2 protein-coding genes are annotated in these 2,293 nt (G+C 70.5%); one reads left to right on the top strand and one right to left on the bottom strand.

The annotated features are described in order from the left end of the window. A partial coding sequence (locus tag ACWELQ_RS44075; RefSeq protein ID WP_452402910.1) for a thioester reductase domain-containing protein occupies positions 1-849 on the top strand: 849 nt, incomplete at its 5' end. A gap of 540 nt (positions 850-1,389) precedes the next feature. Here the strand turns inward: ACWELQ_RS44075 and ACWELQ_RS44070 are convergent. Continuing rightward, positions 1,390-2,262, bottom strand: coding sequence for a PaaX family transcriptional regulator C-terminal domain-containing protein (locus ACWELQ_RS44070; protein WP_452402909.1), 873 nt, complete (start codon positions 2,260-2,262; stop codon positions 1,390-1,392). Positions 2,263-2,293 lie beyond the last annotated feature (31 nt).

Raw genomic sequence — 2,293 nt, 5'->3', positions numbered from 1 at the left:
GATCCGCGCCACCAAGCCGACCTCGACCCCGACATCAACCCGGACGGCCACGACCCGGACCGCAAGCACGCACACCGGGAGATCCTGTTGACCGGGGCCACCGGCTTTCTGGGCGTCTTCCTGCTGCGTGAACTACTCGAGCACACCTCGGCCACCATCCACTGCCTGGTGCGCGCCGCCTCCGATACCGCCGCCCGGGATCGGATCCGGGCCGCCGCCGCACGCTACCGGGTGGAGTTCGGGCACGACGCCGACCGCATCTTGCCCGTCGCGGGTGATCTCGCGCTGCCGCAATTCGGTATGGGCGCACCGCGTTTCGCCGACCTCGCGGAACGCCTGGACGTCATCTACCACAATGGCGCGGCGGTCAACCATCTCGAACCGTACGCACGTATGCGTGACGCGAACGTCGGCGGTACGGCGGAGGTGCTCCGCCTGGCCACCACCACCCGCGTCAAGCCGGTCCACTTCGTGTCGACCGCCTCGCTTTCCACGGCCGACACCGCGGAACCACCGGTCGGAGCCCCGGGCTACCTGCTGAGCAAATGGGCTGCCGAACGGCTCATGACCCAGGCGGTCGAGCGGGACGTCCCCGCCGTCATCCACCGTCCCGCGCTCATCACCGGCGACACCCGCACCGGAGCGGGCAGCGTCGACGATGCCGTCTGGACCATGGTGCGCGCCATGGTGATCCTCGGCATGGCTCCGGATCTCGGTGCCGTCGCAAGGTCCAGTTCCCGCGCCAGCTGCCGCGCCTGCGCCAGCCGCGCGCTCGCCTTGTCCACTCCCGGCAGGAATGTCGAGGACACCGTCTCGGCGGCGGTCGCCAGCCGCGCCACCTCCCGGTAGCCCGTGTTCATCTCGGCCACCAGCTGCGTCAGCGTCAGCGAGCGCGTCACCGCGGCCGGGCCGAGCAGATCCCGTTCCCGCAGCGGAATCGGTTGCGGCGCAAGCGCGACCGACGGGCCGCACAACAACTCCGTCAGCTCCGCCAGGTCCCCCTGATGCGGGCGGGCGCGCCGCCCCCGCACCTCGTGCACCCGTGCGACGACCCGCTCCAGCAGCCCCAACCGCGCCCACAACCAATCCAGCCGAGCCCGCCCCGCCGCCCATCGCGCGGCGCTGACACCGGTCAGCGGTACGCGATCGAGAAATCGGACTCCCGGATGTTGCTCCAGCTCCGCGAGATTCACGCGGATCTCACCATGGTCGGCGTCGAGCCGGGCCAAGGCCTGATCGACCTCGGCGATTGCCAACACTGGCACCCCCTGTTACAGCGCTTTCACTCCTGCGGGCGTGAGCCCGTCAGCACATGCTGCCACCGTTGGGCGTAAGCAAACCGTAAGGATTTCTTGCATCGCGCGACGGGGATGCGCCGCAGCCGGAAGATTATGTGGTTTCGGCCTGCCGCGCCTCGGCGGTGATCTCGGCGATCACGTCGGCATACCAGCGGAACAGTCGAATCGGCGGCAGGGCAACGGAATCCAGTGCCGCCCAGCACTGTGCCACGGCCGCTCGCGCGGTCGCGCCGACCCAGTGGCGGGGGAGCAGTTCCGGCGGCAGCAGCGGATCGGGTTCGAGCGCCCGGTCGAATTCGGCCGCCAAGGCGACCGCGAGGGTGAGCCGTCGCGTGGTGTCGGCCGAAGTCAGTGCGCGCATGGTGTGTTCGGCGGTGGCGAGCAGCCGCTCGTGCCCGGCGGCCAGCTGCTCGAGCGGCCACAGGCGCGCCGCCAACTCCCGGGGAGCGGTGGTGCCACCCACCTCGAGGTCTGTGGTGGTCGCCGTCGTCAGCTGTCCCGCGATGCCGAGTTCGGTGGCGGTCGCCCGGATCTGGTCCTCCCAAGCGTGCACCGACACGTACAGTCCGCCCTGGATGGGTGCGCCGCCGAGCCCGACGAGGGCGTCGCGCAGTCCGTCGCGGGCGGACCGCTGGGACTCGGGCACCGCGAACGCCGCCAGATGCCACACCCCGTCCCAGCCCGCTCGCCCCCGATCCTGCGCGTACATCAGCCGCAGGTACTCGAGGTCGGGTTCCAGCGTGCCGCGGGCGTCGTCGGTGGCCCGCAGCACCGCCTTGCGCCCGCGACCCTCATGGGTGAACTGGCCTTCGGCCACCAGCCTCTTGATGCACAGCCGCACCTGCTGATCGGTCATCCCGAGCGCCGCCGCGACATCGTAGAGCTCCCCGGCGTCGATGGTGGCGTCCTCGCGGACCAGGCTCTCCACCAGCGTCCGGGTCGGAATCTCCGTCGAAATCGTCACTGCACCACCGGCTCTCGTTCGATGACCACGG

It is taken from the genome of Nocardia sp. NPDC004722 (assembly GCF_053601505.1).
Note: the sequence above shows the minus strand (reverse complement) of the source record. Positions and strands in the feature narration are given on the sequence as shown.